We start from the raw sequence: 19,683 nt of genomic DNA, 5'->3' as shown, positions 1-19,683 counted from the left end.
TACTTTAACTTTGGGGGTATTCTTCAAAATCTAACTTTTGACCCAGCTCCAAAATATCCTCTATATTAAATTAATATGATTCAAAAACAAAATTTAATATACAGTTTTTATTTCAAAGTCTAGCTTCTAAATCTTCTTATTACTGCGAACAAAGCAACTAAAACAATTACAATACTACCCATTATAGATAACCATATTCCAGATTCAGATCCAGTTTGTGGTAATCCAAATTTATCTTTGGAGCCAGTATTATTTTGTTTCTTATCCGAGTTATCTACTTTATTTGAACTATTAGTATTATTTTGCTCTTTTGCTGGAATATCTTCAGGATAATCTTTTACCACTAACTTAACTATTTTCTCTACATTTTGGAGTTCAATAGTGAAAGTTATTTTATCAGAATTTAACTTATATCCCTTAGGTGCAGTTACTTCTTTAAAGTAGTAGTCTCCTGGTTTAAGATTATCTACTTTAATTTGTCCTTTATTATTAGTTGTGATGCCACTTGCTATCCTTGTTCCATTAGCCTTATATAAATCAAACACCGCACCAACAAGTGCTTTGCCGGTATTACCATCAGCTTTTGTAAGTACTACTGAACCCGTTTTTTCCTTGTTTGTCGCTGAAACAGTTGCTATGGTTGCCACCGTCTGTAATACAACAGTAAAGTTTTGCTTACTGCTATCTAGTACATATCCATCTGGTGCCTTTGTTTCTACAAAGTAATAGTCTCCTGGTTTAAGGTTATCTACCTTAATTTGTCCTTTTGCATCTGTAGTTAAGCCACTCGCAACTTTTGTACCATCTGCTTTATATAAGTCAAAGATTGCTCCAGCAAGTGCTTTTCCAGTATCGCTATCCGTCTTGGTCAGCACAACTGAACCTGTTCTTTCTGCATTTGTTGCTGAGACAGTCTCTACCTTAGCTGTTGTTTGTAATTTAACAATAAAATCATAATGCGTATCTTTATTGAAATCATATCCAGCTGGAGCTGCGGTTTCAACAAAGTAGTAGTTTCCTGGTTTAAGATTATCTACCTTAATTTGGCCCTCTGTATCTGTAGTTAAGCCACTCGCTATCTTTGTTCCGTCTGCCTTATATAAGTCGAAAGTTGCTCCAGCGAGTGCTTTTCCAGTATCGCTATCTGTCTTGGTTAGAATAACTGAACCAGTTGTTTCGGCATTTGCTGCTGAAACGACTGCCACCTTGGCCGTTGTTTGTAATTCAACAGTAAAGTTTTGCTTACTACTATCTAGTACATATCCAGCTGGTGCCTTTGTCTCTACGAAGTAGTAATCTCCTGGTTTAAGGTTATCTACCTTAATTTGGCCCTCTGCATCTGTAGTTAAACCACTCGCTATCTTTGTTCCGTCTGCCTTGTATAAGTCGAAAGTTGCTGTGGCAAGTGCTTTACCAGTATCGCTATCTGTCTTGGTCAAAACAACTGAGCCTGTTTTTTCTGCATTTGTCGCTGAAACAGTTGCTACCTTAACTGTTTTCTGTAATTCAACCGTAAAGTTTTGTTTACTACTATCTAGTACATATCCAGCTGGTGCTGCGGTTTCTACAAAGTAGTAATCTCCTGGTTTAAGGTCATCAACCTTAATTTGACCTTTTGCATCTGTCGTCAAGCCATTCGCTATCTTTGTTCCATCTGCTTTGTACAAATCAAAAGTTGCTCCAGCAAGTGCTTTTCCAGTATCACTATCCGTCTTGCTCAAAACAACTGAACCAGTTGTTTCTGCATTTGTCGCTGAAACGGTTGCCACTTGGGCCGTAGACTGGAATATAACAGTGAAATTCTTTTCACTGTTATCAAGATCATATCCAGCTGGCGCTTTTGTCTCTACAAAGTAATAATCTCCTGGTTTCAAACCATTGACCTTGATTTGCCCACTATTGTCAGTTGTCAAATCACTCTCTATCTTGGTTCCATCTTTCTTGTACAAATCAAAGATTGCTCCGACTAATGGTTCACCAGTATCACTATCTGTCTTGGTTAGAATAACTGAACCTGTCGTTTCTGCATTCGCAGCTGAAACAGTTGCTACCTTAGCTGTTTCCTGTAATTCAACAGTAAAGTTCTTCTTACTACTATCAAGATTGTATCCAGCAGGAGCTGCGGTTTCAACAAAGTAATAATTTCCTGGTTTTAAATTATCATAAGTGATCTGCCCACTGCTGTCAGTTGTCAAATCATTCGCAACTTTTGTTCCATCTGCCTTGTATAAATCAAAAATTGCTCCAGCCAACGGTTGATTTGTATCACTATCTGTCTTGGTCAAAACAACTGAGCCTGTCGTTTCTGCATTTCCTGCTGAAACGGTTGCTACTTTAGCTGTTGTTTGTAATTCAACAATGAAATCATAATGCGTATCTTTATTGAAATCATATCCAGCAGGAGCTGCGGTTTCAACAAAGTAATAGTCCCCTGGTTTTAAATCATCATAAGTGATCTGCCCCTTGTTATCAGTTGTCAAACCACTCGCAACTTTTGTTCCATCTGCATTATATAAGTCGAAAGTCGCCCCAGTTAATGCTTTACCAGTATCACTATCTGTCTTGGTTAGAATAACTGATCCAGTTGTTTCGGCATCTTTAACGCTAATTTTTTGCTGAATATCACTACCATCGACTGTAAACTCATGCTTGGTCCGATCTAATTCATAACCCGCAGGTGCATCTTTCTCGAGCACATAATATTTACCAGCGTTCAAGCCTGAATAACTAATCTCACCATTTTCGTCAGTCATTAACCCTGATTTGACTAGTGTTCCATCATCCTTGTACAGATCAAAGGTTGCTCCGGCTAATGCATGTCCAGTATCACTGTCAGTTTTTTCAACCGTGATCTTCCCTTTTTCATTAGTAATCGACTGCGTGACTTGATTATCACTATTAGCATCACTATAGTTGACATTAATTTCCTTACCATTTGCCAAGTCTGATGAGATCACATATCCATCAGGTGCGGAAGTCTCAACTAAAATATACTTGCCTGACTTTAAATTATTCCATTGCAACTGGCCATCAGTGTCAGTTGTTCCTGAACGCAACAATTGCCCTTTTTTACCCGAAACATCTGCATACAACTCAAAAGTTGCTCCGGCAATTGCATCCTTACTATCTGCATCTGATTTGGTAATTACTAGATTTGTATTTTTTCCTGTAGCTGAGCCACCGTTATTTACTACCTTTGTGGTTCCATTTGTGTTACCCGAAACGTCTTTTTCACCTTGAGCACCTACAGAAACTGTATTAGTAAGAACATCATTCGTAAGTGATGAGTTAATCAAAGAACGATAATCGATTGAATATGCCGTAGTAATTTTGTTCTTAAAAATAATCTGTAATGTTTGTTTCCCAGTCAATTGATCAGTTGTCATATCAATTGTGTAATCCGTACCTAATTGTAGTGGATTATCCTTATCTTCAGTGAAACTACCATTGGCTGATACCTTACCTGGATAAATTACAATGGAATCCTGATCAATAATTTGATTATCCGAAGGTTCATCCTTAACAACAACACCCGTTAGAGTTGACTGTGCTTTATTAACCCAGATATTCCAAGTAGCGTATGCTGCATCAGTTGGGTCCTGTTGACCAGTTTTTTCGACAACATCCCCACTATTTGGCACTGTAACTTTTGCTGTCAAAGTACTTGAAATACTATTATTAGTATATGTTGCTGAATTATCATATGTTGCTTGATCAATAACCTTATCAGCCAAAGTCGTATCATATGTTAAGACGTACGCTTTAGTACTGCCTTCTGGTAAATTGGCTGTAATTGTCTTTGAACTGCTATCATAACTGACACCAGTGTTAACTTGATTACCCAAAGTATATGTTCCATTAGGATTAATAGTTGCTTCATATAATTTAGCACTGTCAGATACATAATCTTGATCACCTATAATCGGATCAACGATCTTGGCATTAGTCAAAGTTCGTTGATTATAGTTTGTTACAACAGTCCACGTAATATTTTTTGAGACGGCATTGTAACTGCCAGATTTGCTGCCATCATTCTTAAATTCGGTTTTAGGAGTGAAGTCAGCACTGCTATTATTTGTATGCTCTGTGCCTGACTGCTCGTACCAGGTAGTGGTTGCACTGTTAGTCCACTTGGCACTATTCGATAATCTTTGCGTTTCAAAACCGGTTTTGTAACTTAGTGTGTACTCATCCTTGGCACTGTTAGCCAAGTTACCCTTAAAAGCAATTGTGAATCCATTACCATTCGGTGTAACTATATAATCAGTCCCATTTGTCAGTGTTACGCTTGTATCCTTATCCTTCAAAATAAATGAGTTATAGTCGACAGTCAATCCATCTGGTACCGGATCCGTCATTGACCAGTTCTTCATATCTTGATGTGCCATATTAATGTCAAAATTCCATGTAACAGTTTTTGCATTGTAGTCAACAGACCCCAGAGACTTGGTTAAACCCTGCTGACTAACAGTCTTCTCACCTGTATCAGTTGTTTGCCCATCACTCGAAACTGAGTTATTGATGGTAGTACTACCATCAATAGCCGCTGTCACTTGCGATTGATATGCAACCTTAACACCTTGTTTCAATCCATTAACAAATTTAATTGTCATCGTTGAGTTGTCTGCACTATAACTCACAGTATAATCGGCTGACGGAACAGCAGTACCATCTTCATAAGTTAATGTAGGGGTACCAGAAAAGACTTGACCATCTGAAAGAGTGTCGACCAATGTTGCCTGATCAGATGTTAAATTCTTTTCGCCATAATTGTAATTAATATGCCAGTTGTATTTCTGACTACCATTTTTATCTTGTCCATCATAGGATTTTTCAAGCAGTTTTCCATAATTAGCATTCACAGTTGCTGATGCTGGTGAATCTTTCCCATTGTTAGTCAAAGTTGCCGTATTTGTAAAAGGTACTTTGCCACCATTATTAGGAATAACAGAACTACTGCTGTCAATATCCGTCTTATATTCAATCTTAAACGCCTGATATGTATCTGCATAATTGCCGATAAACGTGATTTTACCATTTGTTTTATCAACTGTATAATCGGTTCCTTCAGTCAAAGCAGTCCCCGTAGCCGTCACCTTACCTTTTAAATCAACTGTCAGTGGATAAATAGTGATTGCATTTGAATCGGAACTCAAATTTGTGCCTGCTGGTAAAGGATCAGTCACAGTTGCATTTTTAAGATTTTGACCACTTGTATTGATTGTTACATCCCAAGTAATTCCTGTCGGATTATTGCCAGAACTGTTTGCGCCAGTTAATGTACCAGCTTTAGCAATATCACTGCCGCCGGTTGGCTTAACGACATATGGAATATCTATTGGCCCATCAGTCGTGTCAATTGTAATATCTTGTTTTCCGCTTGAAGAATCACTCGAAATACTTGAAGTATAATGAAAATCTCCACTAATATCGTTGACATTATCAACATTATCATTGAAGGTAAAAGTTACCTTACCATCACTGGTAATAGCATAAGTTCCATAGTCTCCTAACGTTCCTGTACCAGCTTTGTATTGAATTCCACCTGGAAGACTAAAAGTAAAGTAATCTCCACCTTTTATCTGATAATTATCCTTCAAATCATTAGGAATCGACCACTTATAATTAAAATTCAAATTAGTATCGTCTGTAACATCAGTAGGATCAACAGCTTTACCATCTGAGTCAGTAAAACCAAGTGTTGCATCATTAATAATTGTCCCGTTTGAAGTATCTGGCAAATATTGTGTAATATCATTGCCACTGGTTGCCGCAAGCACTGTCACTGCGCGTGTTACTTTGCTTGATGATGAACTTGCTGAGCTTGATGTAGCTGAACTGGAAGAGCTGGTTGAACTTGACGAACTGTTTGTATCCGAGCTGGAAGAGCTAATCGAACTTGATGTACTCGATGAACTTGATGCCGATTTCAAACTAGCTGTAATCTCTTGTGACTGCAACTCAAATTGCAATGTACCAGTCAAGGATGAATCATCCGCTATATCTAGTTTTAGAGTTACGGTTCCTGTCGCATTAGCTTTGCTTGACAAAACCAATTGGCTATCCGTAACTTGATATTGTCCAAGCAAAGTGGAATTATCGCTAGCAGTCAGAGCTGCATTTGTAACCTTCTTCAACTTCACATTGTCTTTTGAACTAACATCTATCTTAGTCGTTTGTTCTTGATCAGTTGTATTATCTAATTGCAGTTTCAAATCAAGTTGCTTTTCATTGCTGGTATCTTGTTGTGCAGATACTAGCCTAACAGAACTTGAATTGCCACTGGTTTGATTAGTCGTTGTTGCCTCGATAATTGGAGCAAATATCTGTAGTACTAACACTAGTGATAATATTACCGAATATATCTTTTCAAACCATTTTGTCTTTCTCACATTTGTTCTCCCCTTTTTTATGCAAATCAATAGAATCCAAAAAAGCAAGCAATTTTTACCCCTTTTATAATAAATTACTCACAATCAACATTATACTTCGCATTTTCAAGGATAATCAAGTTTTTACATATCATATTTGACTACTTTTTACGTAATTTTTTAATTTATAAACATAATGATTATCAAATTAACAAAAAGTGAGAATGATTTTCAAAACAACTAGGAATAAAAACAACAGTAGTATGACGTAAGCCGTAAAATTATAATACTACTTCACCACAACAATTATTGTGGATATCTTGCTATGAACAATTCAATATTAGATGGAAGTTTTGACTTATAGAATATATTCACACGGGATAATTATAGAAATTATGTAATAATATTTGACCCTTCTTTGTAAATGAAAACAATAAATATTATAATTATCATTTCAATAATTAACAAAATGTGATTTTTGCAATGAATCTTGTAATTATTTAGAAAATAAAAAAACCGGCCAATCCCATTTTAACAACACGATTATTGTCAAAATATTAAGGACTATGCCGATTATTATATATATTTATACCTTGCTATTTTATTTCTCAATAACGAAAAAAGCTTATTGTTATACCATCGCTACTAATCCGGCTGCTAAAATTCCACCTAAAATTGGACCAACCATTGGAACCCATGCATATGTCCAATTAGGGTTTGTTTTATTCGGTACTGGTAAAATAGTATATGCCAATCTAGGACCCCAATCACGTGCAGGATTGAGGGCAAAACCAGTTGTTCCACCTAGCGCTTGACCGACAACAGTAATTAGCAACCCCACTATTAGAGGCTTGAGCCCTTGAGTAAAGTTACCTAGATTTAATAAAGTAAAAATGAAAATAAATGTCGCGATAACTTCACTTAAAAAGTTGAAAACCGGACTATTAATTGCAGGTGCAGTGGCAAAAATACCAACAGTGTTTCCTTCCTCAACTGTCTTAGAATCTTTGAAATGAGGGTAATATTGCAATATAACAATAGCTGCTCCTATAAAGGCACCTATGAATTGACCTAATAAATATGGTAAGACTTCGTTCCAAGGGAAAAATCCAAATAATGCGAACCCAATCGTTACTGCTGGATTAAGATGACCTAATGAGCCAAATGCTCCGGCAACATACACACCAAAAGCTACTGCTAAGCCCCATGCGATCGAGATATACCACCAATTTTGTCCATTAGCATACGATTTTTTTAAATTGACCCCTGCTCCACATCCGACACCAAAAACAATTAAAACGGCTGTTCCAAATAACTCTCCCAAAAAACCATTCATTATTTTTCCCCCTTACTTAATTTTTAATGGTGCTAATTGCTCTTCAACATCTTCAAGAGTGACATCAGCCTCTAGTAGGGTAGCCGCCGTATATGCTCCCTCGACTAAGGCAACATCATATATATTGACCTTCTTATCAGACATTTCGACAGCTAGTTCCAAATTCATCTTAGCGCTTCCCAAATCATAAAAGGCTAGCAATTTCTGTGCCTTATTACGCTCAAAAGCATCCATAATTTTTCCTGCACTTGTACCTATTTCATTATCATCAGTTCCTCCAGCAGATGTAATTGATACATCAGCTGCAACCTGTTCCAATAACTTAGGAATGCCCATAGCTACTTCTGGGACGTGTGAAACAATTACTATTCCAATTTTCTTTGTCATTCAATACCTCCTGCTTCAATGAAACTCTCAAATAAATACTGACTTGAAACAGCTCCTGGATCCAAATGGCCAACTGAACGTTCTCCTAAATATGAAGCCCTTCCTTTTTTGGCTACCAGATCTTTAGTTCCAGCAGCTGCTGCTTCAATTTTTTCAACTGACAAACTATCAGTTTCTAGTGCAGCAACAGCTGGTGCCCATACATCAATCATTGTCTTATCGCCAGTTGTTGCTCCACCACGCTTTTTAATTCCCTCTAATGCTAGTTTAAATAACTCTGCTGGCGCTTGTGTTTTTTCACAATTTTTAGCCATTTCTAGGAATGCAGTCCCATATAAGGGACCCGCGGCACCACCAACTTTACTAATCAAGGCCATCGCAACTGTCTTAAGAATTGTCTTTAAGTCTGGATTGGAAAGCTTATCTAGACTATCTTCAACTCCCTGCATTCCTCTCATCATGTTATTGCCATGATCTCCATCACCTATTGGAGTATCAAGTTCGCTTAAATATGCTTTCTGTTCACTAATTTTTGAATAAAATAACTTCATCCATTTATCTACTATCTCAGCTGTTATCATTTTCCCTCTCCTTCTACCATGCAATCGTTTCAACTGGGTAATTCAAATAATCCAGCCATTTTTCGTCAATCAAGTCAAAAATTGTTAAAGATATGCCAGCCATGTCAATTGAAGTCATATAATTTCCAACCTTCATAAAAGCCGGTTTGATCTTTCTTGTAGCAAGTTCATCTAACAAGTCATGGCTAAACACATATTGTTCCATTAACGGAGTAGCACCCATACCATTAACCAAAATAGCATATCTGTGTGTTGCATCTAGCTTTAGTTCTCTATCGATTTTAGAAACCAATTCTTCAGCAAGTTCATGGGATGTCTTAATCTTTTCCCTCCGATAACCTGGTTCACTGTGGATTCCAACCCCATACTCGATTTCATCATCGGCAAGCTCGAATCCGGGTTTTCCTACCTCAGGTACGGTAGCTGCTGATAGAGCAACTGCAATCGTACTAATATGCGGCAATGCCTTGTTTGCTAATTCTTCGATTTCTTCTAGGGAAGCCCCCTGGTCTGCAGCAGCACCAACTAATTTATGCATAAGTACCGTCCCAGCAACTCCACGTCTTCCTTGTGTATACAGGCTATTTTCAACCGCAATATCATCATCAACTATTATTGATTTAACAGGAATATCATCTAATTCTGCCATGTCACTTGCCATATCGAAATTCATAACATCCCCAGAATAATTTTTAATAACCAAAAATACTCCTCTGCCAGTATTTACAGCCTTGATTGCCTCATAGATTTGATCCGGTGTTGGTGAGGTAAATACTTGACCTGCGACTGCTGCACTTAGCATTCCCTTACCTACAAAGCCGGGATGAGCGGGTTCATGCCCACTCCCACCTCCACTCACGATTCCAACTTTTCCATCCATTGAAGATTTATTGCTTCTCACAACGGCCTCTGTCCCAGGTATTCGCTCTACATATTGTGGATATGCCCTAACCAATCCATCGATCATTTCTGGGACGACATCTCCAGGACTATTAATTATCTTTTTCATCCAATTACTTCCCTTCAAAATAGCTTCATACTATTAATACGCTTACAAAAAAATATTGCTACACCTCTTACATCTTCTTTTTTACCATAAAAACAATAAAAGTTATAATGAAAAGGCTTACTAAAAATAGCAAACTAGCAAAATACGTAACTGATAGATGTAGTATATAATTATTAACTACATGTTTTTACCTAAAATTAAATATAACCTGTGGAACACAATTTATCCGAAATCAACAAAGGGACTGGCTCAAAATTTAACTTTTGACTTAGTTCTTTTTGTATTGTACAAAAATCACTGAATCTTGTTCATGATCGCCTTCTTTCTTCCAAATATCTCTGCTTAAATTTATATAAAATACAAAACAATTACATTTACTACATAATTCTTTTACAAGCGACAACTACACTTGAGTTGTTTCAAATCAAAAATACTAAGGAGTAAGGCAATGTCTATTGAATTAATTAATATTTCAAAAACATATAATGGTTCAGACTTTATACTTTCAGATATTTCCGTCAAGATTGCAACGGGGGAATTCTTCGCTATTGTAGGTCCGTCAGGTTGTGGTAAAAGTACGCTTTTACGTATGATTGCAGGATTAATTCCCATTTCAAATGGGCAGTTAAAAATCGACGATAAAGATGTTACCAACCTGCCTCCACAGGAACGAGCATTGACCATGGTTTTTCAAAACTATGCCCTTTTCCCTTTTTTGAATGTCAAAGACAACGTGGCTTTTGGTCTAAAAGCACGTAAGATGAACAGCTCTGAAATCAATACTCGTGTTAACCATGCACTTGAACTAGTCAATTTAACAGATTTTAGTGAACGTAAACCAGGTGAACTCTCAGGTGGACAAAGGCAGCGTGTGGCCCTAGCTCGTGCAATTGCTAGCGATGCAAAAATCTGTCTCATGGACGAACCTCTCTCAAACTTAGATGCACAATTGCGCAATAAAATGCGTTCTGAAATTCGTGAATTACAACAAAAACTAGGTCTAACACTCATCTATGTCACTCATGATCAGGTTGAAGCAATGACAATGGCTGACAGAATTATGGTACTTAATGATGCAAAAGCACAACAAATTGACTCAGCTTCAAATATTTACGACACTCCCTCAAATACTTTTGTTGCAAGTTTCTTCGGTACCCCACAAATGAACTTGCTGCCCATAATTTTAAAAGAAAATAAGCAACCCTCTGATGTTGAAACCAACTTAAAATTCTCTATAACAAATAGTCTAAAGGCAGGAAACTATCTGGTTGGTGTGAGACCTAATGCGCTCGCAATTGACGAAGTAAGTTCCAAGACAAATGCCATAGTAACTAATATTGAATACTTAGGAACACACTCAATTGTACATGCACAACTGGACAATTCACTGGAACTTCGAATTGAGGTTAGCAGCACTCGTAACTTATCAACCACTGAGCGAGTCTCTGTAAGTGTCACAGGAAACCATTACATTTTTAGTGAAGACGGTCAAAAGCTGTTGAATACGAATGGAGGATATACAGATGGAAACGCAAGCCAAGAACCCCAACTTCAACATAGCATCTAAAAAAAAGAAGAGCGCAGAGCTGTCACTTGGATACAATCCTTATGCAAAGGATAAACTTTATGCAGTACTATTTTTAGGACCTTCGCTTTTAATTCTGGCACTTTTTGTATTCTATCCGATGCTGCGCACCATCTATCTAAGCTTTTTCTTAACAAATAATCTTGGAAAACCCACTGTCTTCGTTGGACTTAAAAACTATTTCGCGCTATTTTCTTCGAACGCCTATATCAACAGTCTGATTGCAACACTTGTCTATGTTATTGCAGTCTCAATCTTCACAATTGCAATCGGTCTTGTCTTGGCACAGGCGGCTACCAAAAAAGTGGCTGGTATCAACTTCTTTAGAACCATCTTCTCTGCAACGATGGGTGTTTCCGTATCAGTTGCAGCAATCTTTTGGCTATTTATCTTCAATCCTTCCGTTGGTTTGTTAAGTCAATTATTCACCGCGTTGAACCTGACACCAATTAATTGGTTGACTGAGCCAGGCTGGGCAATGACTGCCATTGTAATTTCAACAGTCTGGATGAATCTTGGCTTTACCTTTCTTATATTCTTCGGTGCGCTTCAGTCTGTGCCTTACACACTTTATGAAGCTGCACAAATAGAAGGTGTTTCTAAATCTTATCAATTTTTCCATATCACACTGCCAATGATTTCGCCAACGATTTTCTTTGTTTCAATTATCACATTGATTGAATCATTCAAAAGTTTCGGTCTAATTGATTTGATGACTGCAGGAGGACCCAATAATGCCACAAATTTACTTGTATATCGGATATATCAAGATGCATTTTTAAATGGTAATTATGGCTTAGCAAGTACCGAATCTGTCATTCTTGCGGTTATTATTGCACTTTTTACATTCATTCAATTCAAAGTTCTTGAAAAGCGAGTGACCTACTAATGACACAATATAAGAAAAGAAAAAAAATCCAACATATACTTCATTACTCATTGCTGATTATTCTAACAATTTTTATCATCATTCCTTTTTTATTGGGGCTTTGGACTAGCCTATTACCGACTGCAGATATCTCTAAAGGAGCTCTCTGGAGCAGTCATATTTCATTAGATAATTATGTGACTGCGATAACTCAGACACCTATTATTCGTTATCTCTTTAATAGCCTTGTAATTTCTTTATTAACAATGTTCGCTCAAGTCATCTTTTGTTCAATGAGCGCCTATTCCTTTGTCTTCCTCAAATTCAAAGGACGAGACTTATTATTCTATGTATTTCTTGCAACAATGATGCTGCCATTTGAAGCCGAAGTGATTCCTAACTTTACAACGGTACGTGACCTAGGTCTGCTCAATCATTATGCGGTCATGATTATTCCTTTTCTGACTGCTGCCTTTGGTACATTCATGCTGCGCCAAGCTTTCTTGCAAATTCCAGGAGAATTGAAAGAGGCTGGGGATATCGAAGGACTATCACATTGGCAATATTACTATAAAGTTGTAATGCCTTACTCCAAAATCAGCGTTTATACACTCGCAGCATACAGCTTTCTTTCCAGTTGGAATCAATCTGTGGCCAATGCTGACCACCTTCAGTGATAATTTTCGCCCAGTTCAAGACGGACTCAGACAGCTGCAATCACAGGAAACATTCAATAATTGGGGGATGATTCAAGCAAGTGCAGCAATCATTATAATCCCTACGTTAATCGCTTTATTCTTTGGCCAGCATTACTTCAAATCCGGACTTAATGAAGGTGCAATTAAATGAAAAGAAAAAGAACAATATTTGCCGCTCTAGTTATTATTTTTCTTGCAATAATCGGCTTTACTTTTTCACAAAAAAGTAGTGCAAAAGCTGACTCACGTATCAAGATTGTCTTTTGGCATGAAATGACTGGCCCTGGACAAGTTCAACTAAATAAATTCGTCAAAGAATTCAATGATTCACAAAACAAATACGTTGTTGTTCCACAATTCGAAGGCAACTACAACGAAGCTGTACAAAAAATATTGAACACACATGGAACCAGTACCTCGCCTGCGCTCTTCCAATCAATGGATATCTCAACAAGCCAGATTTATAACTCTGGCTACACAACGCCAGTTCAAAAGTTCATTGATAAAGAAGGCTATGACACAAGCAAAATTTCAGCTGTCGCACGTGCATTTTATTCCAAGAATGGTACACAACTCTCAATGCCATTCAATACTTCACAACCAGTACTATATTACAATGCAACTCTTCTGAAAAAATATGGCATAACTCCTCCTCCAGTCAATCCGAGCTACAGTGATATTACCAGAGTAGCCACCGAACTTTATCAGAAATCTGGGAAAAAAGTCAAAGGATTGAGTGTTGAAATCTACGGTTGGCTTTTTGAGCAATTTTTAGCTAACGGCGGCGAGTCATTGGCCAATAATGAAGATGGACATTCGGGAGTGCCAACTTCTGTTAACTTTTCAGGTACAGTGGCAACAAAAACAATGAAATGGCTGCAGGAAAATATTAAAAGCGGTGCATTCATGAACTTTGGTGCTGGTTCAAGCGCCTCTGCCAATGAAATGGCGGCATTTCTTTCAGGCAAGCTTGGAATGTTCCTGCAATCATCCGCTGATATTAGTCAGTTAACAGCTGGTACAAAAGATAAACTAGGTATCACCTATTATCCACATGCTGATGGACAAAAATCCAATGGCGTTTCAATTGGTGGAGCTTCACTCTGGATCTCAAACGATAAGTCCAGTGAAGTACAACAAGGTGCTTGGAACTTTATCAAATTCTTGATGAATGCCAAGAACCAGGCTACATGGCAAGTTGCGACTGGATACCTTGCCTTGAATAAAGATTCGCAAGATGAACCTGTACTCAAAAAATTATACAAGAGTCAACCAGAAGCAAAAGTTCCAGGACAACAGTTGCGACGTACAAAACCGAATAATACAAATTCTGGTATCTTCATGCAAGGATTGATTCAAGAACGTACCCTGACTCAGACTGCCATGGAACAAATCTATAACGGCAGCAATATTAAAAATTCGCTCGTTGAAGCGCAAAAGGCAATGAATAGCTATATAACCTCTGATAATTTGGCAAATAAGGTCAATCAAAAATAACACTAATTTCATTTTCTACGCTACACTAGCCAAATAAGAACAAAATAGAAAGGCTGGTCAAAAGTTAACTTTTGACCAGCCTTCTATTTATTCCGTATAAACGTGTTTCATAAGTCAAAACTCTCCGTCTAACTTCGAATTACTCATAGCAAAGTGCCTGCTATGTTCGTAATTTCGAGTTAGTACTCAAATTTTCCCGACTCATGGCACACTCTCTCTATTTATTCCGTATAAACGTGTTTCATAAATCAAAATTCTCTGTTTAACGCTAAATTTTGAGAATTACTACACTATCAACTTCTTATATCATAATTCCTTTTTATATCCAACATGAAGAACGACGGCGCCTAGACTGAATTGCTGATAAGTAACTTTCCACAATCCAGTCTCTTCAAACATTTCCTTTAGCCTATTTGCAGAAACAAACTCCTTAGTCGTTTTCTGTAAATAATCATAATCTGCATAATTGTTTCCCCGCACCTTGGCAATCACAGGAACCAACTTGAAGAAGACATTCCAGACACTCTTCACGACCACATTTTGCGGCTGTGAGGTCTCCAAGCAAGCCACAAAACCTCCAGGTCTCACAACTCTCGTCATTTCACTCAGCACTTGACTTGCATCAGGAACATTTCTAAGTCCAAAACCAATTGTTGCTCCATCGAACGAATTATCCGCAAACGGCAACTCCATTGCATCTCCCTGCACTAAATCTATCTTGGCTTTTTGTTTTGTATTAAGCATTTTACCTTCAGCAAGTCTCAACATTTCTTTGCTAAAATCAAGCCCTGTAACATGTCCGCTCTCACCCAATTCGCTTGCTATGTCAGCGGTCCATGCCCCTGTTCCACAACAAACATCTAAGAGCTTTGAATTAGTCTTTATATCAAGCTTTTTCATAGTTTCCCTACGCCAATTTTTCTGTAATCCCATACTAATCCAATTATTCATCGAATCATATTCTGGAGCAACACGATCGAATAACGAATTAACTTTTTCTTCAGGTGTTTTGTTTGTGAGTACCAAATATTAGACCTCGCTTTTTATGATAGCTTTTTCAATTAATGCTATCACATTTTTTTGAATCCGCAAATTGTGCTTTTTAAAAAAGTTTCTAAAAATTAAATTTCCAATTATTGAACTATAAAAAGTAACACTTATAAAAATTAATAATACCTTATCCACTTTTCAGGCGATTCATTTTTGATATTGACTTTTGCTTAGTTCCGGCGATTAAATTTCCATTCAAAGAAAAGATTCAAAAAATGATTGACAATAAAAAATAAAAGAACTAGGATGTAATTGTAATAAAAAAAGTAACAAATAAGGAGAAAATTAATTATGACAACAATAAATGGATATGAACAAAGCGATCGTGAACAAAAATTAGATATTTTAAACTTATCTTCACTTGAAGAAAAAGCCAAAAAAATTATTCCCGCTGGCGGTTTTGGTTATATTAGCGGTGGTTCCGAAGATGAATGGACACTACATGAAAATACAAGTGCATTCAATCATATTCAGATCATTCCTCGTGCTCTTACCAATGTTGAGCAACCTACCACTGCTACTGAAGTTTTTGGATTAAAATTAAAAACACCTATTATGATGGCTCCTGCTGCTGCACAAGGTTTAGCACATTCACGAGGTGAGAAAGCAACGGCGGAAGGTTTGACCAAAGTTGGCGGACTAATGGCTCAAAGTACCTATTCTTCAACATCAATTGCCGATACCGCTGCAGCCGGTAATGGTACACCTCAATTCTTCCAACTATATATGAGTAAAGATTGGGACTTCAACTACAGCCTGCTTGACGAAGCTGTAAAGGCTGGTGCTAAAGGAATTATTCTTACAGTAGATGCAACCGTAGATGGGTACAGAGAATCTGATATCATTAACAACTTCCAATTTCCAATTCCAATGGCGAACTTAGCTAAGTTCTCAGAAGGTGATGGCAAGGGAAAAGGAATTATGGAGATTTATGCCGCTGCTGCTCAAAAGATTGGCCCTGATGATGTTCGCCGGATTGCAGAATACACCAACTTACCTGTAATAGTTAAGGGAATTGAAAGTGCAGAAGACGCTTTGCTTGCAATTGGTGCTGGTGCCAAAGGAATCTATGTTTCAAATCACGGTGGTCGTCAATTGAACGGTGGACCTGCTTCGATTGATGTTTTGCATGAGGTTGCCCAAGCAGTTAACCATCGAGTTCCTGTTATTTTTGATAGTGGTGTTCGTCGTGGATCGCATGTTTTCAAGGCTCTTGCAAGCGGAGCAGACCTAGTTGCCCTTGCCCGCCCTATTATCTATGGACTTGCTCTTGGTGGCGCTCAAGGTGTTGCTTCTGTAATCAGTCACTTAAACGATGAGCTAAAGATTGATATGCAATTAGCCGGAACGAAGACAATTGAAGATGTAAAGAAAGCTAAAGTTATTAGAAAATAAATTGTGGCAGACAAAACACATTTATTCGTAATAATATAGAGAAACTAAATTAAAAGTTAAATTTTGAAGTGCTCCATAATCGTTAGACAAAAGTCTAATTATTATGGGGTATTTTTGACTTTTAAAACTAACTTAATATTGTTTATTGACAGCGCATTAATAAACAAGTACCCTTAGTGCATATCTATGAACGTTAAGGGGGCGACCTTTCTATGACATTTTTAGCCCAAAAAAGATAGGGATGTTGCAAATCTGCAACCATACTTATTTTGCCATCAATCATGATTATAGAAAACTCCGTCACTTAATTAATTCATATTGTCTAGAGGGGCAGGGTCAAAAGCTAAATTTTAACCTGGCTTCTTTTTTATTCCAGATAAATGTGTTCTATAAGTCTAAGTCAAAATTTTCCGCCTAACACGAAATTTTACCGCTTTATGACACACTTTATAAAACTACATCAATTGGGGGTTTATTACATGAAAAAAGGACTTTTGGTATTATTTGGGACCGTAATAGCTACAACACTTATATTGACTGCTTGCGGAAATAAGCAATCATCTGACACATCAAAGCAACAGGTCTTGACTGTGGCAACAGATGCCGAAATGGCGACTCTTAGTACAACTAAGTATAGTGATACTACTAGTCTTGAAGCATTACAGAACACTTTCGAAGGACTTTATCGCTTTAATTCAAGCAATAAACCAGTCCTTGCTGGGGCTTCAAGTGTTTCTGTCAGTTCAGATGAAAAAACCTACACTTTTACACTTAGAAAGAACGCAAAATGGTCAAATGGTGACGCCGTAACTGCACAAGATTACGTCTTTGCATGGAGAAAGATGGTGGATCCTTCATCAGCTTCTCCCAATTCACAACGTTTTGCATCCATTAAGAATGGTGATGCGATTGCAGCCGGCAAACTATCAGCTGACAAGTTGGGGATTAAAGCACTCAGCACTTATAAACTACAAGTTACACTTGAGTCGCCTATCAGTTACTTCTCAGAACTTATGACTGGTGCACCATTCTATCCACAAGATGAAAAAATTGTTAAAAAATATGGCAGCCAGTACGGCACAAGTGCTGCTAAGACAGTCTTTAATGGCCCCTTCGTTGTAACTAATTGGAACGGGACTAACTTGAAGTGGAATTATGTGAAGAACAGCAAGTATTGGGATAAAAAAGCAATTACACTAAAAAAAGTTAAAGTTCAAGTTGTTAAGGATGCCTCAACCGCTGCTAATCTGTATAAAACAAATAAGTTAGATTATGCAATGCTCACAACAGATTATATTAAGCAATATCAAAAAACGGCCGGTTTCCATTCAAAAACCATTCCATTGATTGGATACATGTCATTCAATACCCATCGCAAAACAACAGCCAATGTTCATTTTAGAAAGGCTATTGCAATGGCTTATAACAAAAACTCCTTAGTTAAAAATATCCTGCATGCAGGTTCAGCATTAAATGGGATCGTTCCTAAGGATTTCGCTTTTAATACAAAAACCGGGGCTGATTACCGCAAAGATGCTGGCAATATGTCGACTTACAATCTTAAGGAAGCTAAAAAGCAATGGGCTGAAGCAAAGAAAGAGCTTGGTAAGCAAAAAATTTCGATTGAATTATTGACTTCTGATACAACAGACTCCAAGCAAATTGGCGAATATCTTCAAAGCCAACTTGAGACAAACTTGCCAGGATTATCAGTCAGTCTTCGTTCTATTCCACTGAAATCTCGTTTAGCGGCAACGACCGATTATGACTTTGATATTGTTTATGGAACATGGCAGCCTGACTATGCCGATCCTGTTAACTTCATTAGTGATGGTGGACAATATCATTTAGACGATGACTACAATAATAGTAACTTCCGTAATTTATTGAACCAAGCGGCAACAACATACGCAACTAATCCTACGCAACGCTGGTCGACTTTGATTAAGGCCGAAAAACAGTTAATTAAGACAGATGCATTTACTGCACCGGTATATCAAGGTGGAATGTCTTATTTATTAAAAAATAAAGTTAAAGGTCTCCAAATCTCACCATATGGTACAGTATTATTCTATAGAAATGTTCATATCAAATAAGTAAACAGAAAAAGCAGCTAGTCAATTCAACTCTTTGAAATTGAATTGACTAGCTGCTTTTTCGTGTCTTTTTTATAAACTAATCTGTAAATAACTACAAATACAATGCTTAAATACACTTAATGAGTTAGTAGCCTATGCCATATATTGGAGGTCCTCAACTTTTTGCTCAACTTTAAATCTTCAAGCAAAGCTTATACATGATTAACAAAAAATGGTCATGCCAAAATATCAATTGTGGTCTGACCCTCATTTCAAACTGTATATTATACTATTCTTCAGTGTACTTAACGGCAGTACCATAAGCAGCAACTGACTGCATATCCTGCCCAATTGAACCTGAATCAAAGCGCATCATTACCACTGCATCTGCCCCCATTGCTGCAGCATTTTGACGTAGTCGTTCCACAGAAATTTGGCGTGATTCCTCAAGCATCTTCGTATAGTCTTTAATTTCACCGCCGACAATATTTTTCAGACCCGCTCCGATATTACGAAAAACATTTTTTGATTGTGTTGTTATCCCAAATACTTCACCCAAAACAGTATATTCTTTCCCTGGAATATTCTCAGTTGTAACTACTAACATCTGTGCCATCTTAGCGTCCCCTTTCCTATCTATCTTGGATTGTAACATTTTATATACTTCTTCGTCAGCTAAAGATATCAAGTTTTTAGAACACAAAAAGGAAGTAGTATGACATAGTTGGCAAAATTACAAGCATTACAAACACTTTGCCTTTGGATATGCATAATTCAAAATAAATGGAAAAGGGGCTGTGCCATAAGTCCCTAAGTGAAAGAGCTTCT

The 19,683-nt window shown here is 37.3% G+C and carries 12 protein-coding genes and 1 pseudogene; 6 read left to right on the top strand and 7 right to left on the bottom strand.

What is annotated here, in order from left to right; genetic code table 11:
• Positions 1-119 precede the first annotated feature (119 nt).
• From GSM_RS08635 to dhaK, 5 genes are all read right to left on the bottom strand, one after another.
• Entirely contained in the window at positions 120-6,392 is a 6,273-nt protein-coding gene (locus GSM_RS08635; protein ID WP_010078126.1) for a SpaA isopeptide-forming pilin-related protein, read from the bottom strand.
• A gap of 610 nt (positions 6,393-7,002) precedes the next feature.
• Positions 7,003-7,707, bottom strand: a complete 705-nt coding sequence (locus GSM_RS08630) for an MIP/aquaporin family protein (protein ID WP_004563406.1) — start codon at positions 7,705-7,707, stop codon at positions 7,003-7,005.
• Positions 7,708-7,719: 12 nt separating this feature from the next.
• Positions 7,720-8,094 (bottom strand): dihydroxyacetone kinase phosphoryl donor subunit DhaM, encoded by a 375-nt coding sequence (dhaM, locus tag GSM_RS08625; RefSeq protein ID WP_004563407.1) that lies wholly within the window; start codon positions 8,092-8,094, stop codon positions 7,720-7,722.
• Entirely contained in the window at positions 8,091-8,675 is a 585-nt protein-coding gene (dhaL, locus tag GSM_RS08620) for a dihydroxyacetone kinase subunit DhaL (protein ID WP_004563408.1), read from the bottom strand. Before dhaL ends, dhaM begins: the two co-directional genes overlap by 4 nt.
• 13 nt (positions 8,676-8,688) lie before the next feature.
• Positions 8,689-9,684 (bottom strand): dihydroxyacetone kinase subunit DhaK, encoded by a 996-nt coding sequence (dhaK, locus tag GSM_RS08615; RefSeq protein ID WP_004563409.1) that lies wholly within the window; start codon positions 9,682-9,684, stop codon positions 8,689-8,691.
• Positions 9,685-10,132: 448 nt separating this feature from the next.
• On the opposite strand from dhaK, the gene GSM_RS08610 reads away from it, so the two are divergent.
• The 4 genes and pseudogenes from GSM_RS08610 (at position 10,133) to GSM_RS08595 (ending at position 14,332) form a co-directional block, all read left to right on the top strand.
• Positions 10,133-11,251: an ABC transporter ATP-binding protein gene (locus GSM_RS08610; RefSeq protein WP_004563410.1), complete on the top strand. Its 1,119-nt coding sequence runs from the start codon at positions 10,133-10,135 to the stop codon at positions 11,249-11,251.
• Entirely contained in the window at positions 11,208-12,158 is a 951-nt protein-coding gene (locus GSM_RS08605) for a carbohydrate ABC transporter permease (RefSeq protein ID WP_004563411.1), read from the top strand. The genes GSM_RS08610 and GSM_RS08605 overlap by 44 nt, the downstream gene beginning before the upstream one ends.
• A pseudogene (locus tag GSM_RS14200) lies at positions 12,158-12,986 on the top strand (carbohydrate ABC transporter permease). The gene GSM_RS08605 and the pseudogene GSM_RS14200 overlap by 1 nt, the downstream one beginning before the upstream one ends.
• The gene (locus tag GSM_RS08595; RefSeq protein ID WP_004563412.1) at positions 12,983-14,332 is read left to right on the top strand and encodes an ABC transporter substrate-binding protein; all 1,350 of its coding nucleotides are present in this window, start codon (positions 12,983-12,985) and stop codon (positions 14,330-14,332) included. Before GSM_RS14200 ends, GSM_RS08595 begins: the two are co-directional and overlap by 4 nt.
• Positions 14,333-14,638: 306 nt before the next feature.
• Here the strand turns inward: GSM_RS08595 and GSM_RS08590 are convergent, their stop codons facing one another.
• Positions 14,639-15,358: a demethylmenaquinone methyltransferase gene (locus GSM_RS08590; RefSeq protein ID WP_004563413.1), complete on the bottom strand. Its 720-nt coding sequence runs from the start codon at positions 15,356-15,358 to the stop codon at positions 14,639-14,641.
• Positions 15,359-15,673: 315 nt separating this feature from the next.
• Here GSM_RS08590 and GSM_RS08585 point away from each other — a divergent pair, with 315 nt between their 5' ends.
• Together GSM_RS08585 and GSM_RS08580 are read left to right on the top strand one after the other, a co-directional pair.
• Positions 15,674-16,777, top strand: coding sequence for a lactate oxidase (locus GSM_RS08585; protein ID WP_004563414.1), 1,104 nt, complete (start codon positions 15,674-15,676; stop codon positions 16,775-16,777).
• A gap of 479 nt (positions 16,778-17,256) precedes the next feature.
• A complete protein-coding gene (locus tag GSM_RS08580) occupies positions 17,257-18,873 on the top strand; it encodes a peptide ABC transporter substrate-binding protein (RefSeq protein WP_010078125.1) in 1,617 nt (538 codons plus the stop codon).
• Positions 18,874-19,144: 271 nt separating this feature from the next.
• Here GSM_RS08580 and GSM_RS08575 read toward each other — a convergent pair whose 3' ends face one another.
• On the bottom strand, positions 19,145-19,471 hold the full coding sequence (locus GSM_RS08575; protein WP_003689166.1) for a heavy metal-binding domain-containing protein: 327 nt from the start codon (positions 19,469-19,471) through the stop codon (positions 19,145-19,147).
• Between the last annotated feature and the right edge of the window lie 212 nt (positions 19,472-19,683).

The organism is Liquorilactobacillus mali KCTC 3596 = DSM 20444 (assembly GCF_000260415.1).
In the GTDB taxonomy this organism is placed as follows: domain Bacteria; phylum Bacillota; class Bacilli; order Lactobacillales; family Lactobacillaceae; genus Liquorilactobacillus; species Liquorilactobacillus mali.
Note: the sequence above shows the minus strand (reverse complement) of the source record. Positions and strands in the feature narration are given on the sequence as shown.

What these genes read in the sequence shown, in the direction of transcription:
- GSM_RS08630 (WP_004563406.1), bottom strand. Translation starts at nt 7,707, where the DNA reads ATGAATGGTTTTTTGGGAGAGTTATTTGGAACAGCCGTTTTAATTGTT.
- dhaM (WP_004563407.1), bottom strand. Translation starts at nt 8,094, where the DNA reads ATGACAAAGAAAATTGGAATAGTAATTGTTTCACACGTCCCAGAAGTA.
- dhaL (WP_004563408.1), bottom strand. Translation starts at nt 8,675, where the DNA reads ATGATAACAGCTGAGATAGTAGATAAATGGATGAAGTTATTTTATTCA.
- dhaK (WP_004563409.1), bottom strand. Translation starts at nt 9,684, where the DNA reads ATGAAAAAGATAATTAATAGTCCTGGAGATGTCGTCCCAGAAATGATC.
- GSM_RS08610 (WP_004563410.1), top strand. Translation starts at nt 10,133, where the DNA reads ATGTCTATTGAATTAATTAATATTTCAAAAACATATAATGGTTCAGAC.
- GSM_RS08605 (WP_004563411.1), top strand. Translation starts at nt 11,208, where the DNA reads ATGGAAACGCAAGCCAAGAACCCCAACTTCAACATAGCATCTAAAAAA.
- GSM_RS08595 (WP_004563412.1), top strand. Translation starts at nt 12,983, where the DNA reads ATGAAAAGAAAAAGAACAATATTTGCCGCTCTAGTTATTATTTTTCTT.
- GSM_RS08585 (WP_004563414.1), top strand. Translation starts at nt 15,674, where the DNA reads ATGACAACAATAAATGGATATGAACAAAGCGATCGTGAACAAAAATTA.
- GSM_RS08580 (WP_010078125.1), top strand. Translation starts at nt 17,257, where the DNA reads ATGAAAAAAGGACTTTTGGTATTATTTGGGACCGTAATAGCTACAACA.
- GSM_RS08575 (WP_003689166.1), bottom strand. Translation starts at nt 19,471, where the DNA reads ATGGCACAGATGTTAGTAGTTACAACTGAGAATATTCCAGGGAAAGAA.